Raw genomic sequence first — 918 nt, forward strand, 5'->3', positions numbered from 1 at the left:
TCATCAGGTAGGCTTTCGTACTTGTCTTTATTCATCGTCACCATAATAGCGGAACTATAAAAAGGCATATTGGTATGAGTGTTTACAAGTTCGATAAGTTTGAATGAGCCAGTTGCATCCCACGGCAAACTTAAACCGTCCAGTACGCCGCGTTGCAGCGAAGTATAAAGATCAGGAGCTGGTAGACCGACAGGCGTGCCTCCTGCTGCTTCAATAATGTCGCCAGCGATGGCAGAAGGACGACGAATACGTAAGCCTTTTAGATCCTCTGGTTTGCGAATTTCTTTATCAATTGTATGAATACCTCCAGGGCCAGTACCCATCATAAATAACAAATGCGTGTCTTCATATTCGCTCGAAATCACCCCATCATCATACAATGTCTGGAGCATACAGTTCATTTGAGTGGCTGAATTTGAGAGACCAGGAAGCTCTGTGATTTGAGTTAATGGGAAGCGCCCATTGGTATAACCTTGAAGTTGAGAGCCAATATCGATGGTACCTTTAGCAGCAGCATCGTAAGCGGCATCGGCTTTACTAAGAGTGGCAGAAGGAAAGATTTCAACTTTTAGGCGACCGTTTGACTCTTCTTCAACCTTTTTTGCCCAAGGTGCAAAAACGTCTTTGTGCGTCGCTGAAGTCGCTGGCCAAAAGTGAGCAAAACGTAATGTAGTCGTCTCTTCTGAGCTTGTCGCACTAGTATCATTAGCAGTATCATTTGATTGTGAACAGCCTGCAAAGCCTATTAAAGCCGTCAATGCGATACTAATAGAAAGCATTTTTTTCATCACAAATTCCTTTTTTGATGAGTAAAGATAAATGGATTAAAATCTTTATCAATTGTTCTATATAAGAATCCTTGTTCGTATAGTGAATTAACGTAACCCTTTTCTAAGCTTCTGTCAATCAGGTTATTTA

1 protein-coding gene is annotated in these 918 nt (G+C 41.5%); it reads right to left on the reverse strand.

The window, feature by feature from the left end; translation table 11 throughout:
* Positions 1–788 (reverse strand): TRAP transporter substrate-binding protein (locus ACS8FD_RS17875; RefSeq protein WP_439276838.1); only part of this gene is annotated, 788 nt, incomplete at its 3' end.
* Positions 789–918: the final 130 nt, after the last annotated feature.

It is taken from the genome of Psychrobacter sp. 1U2 (assembly GCF_051847575.1).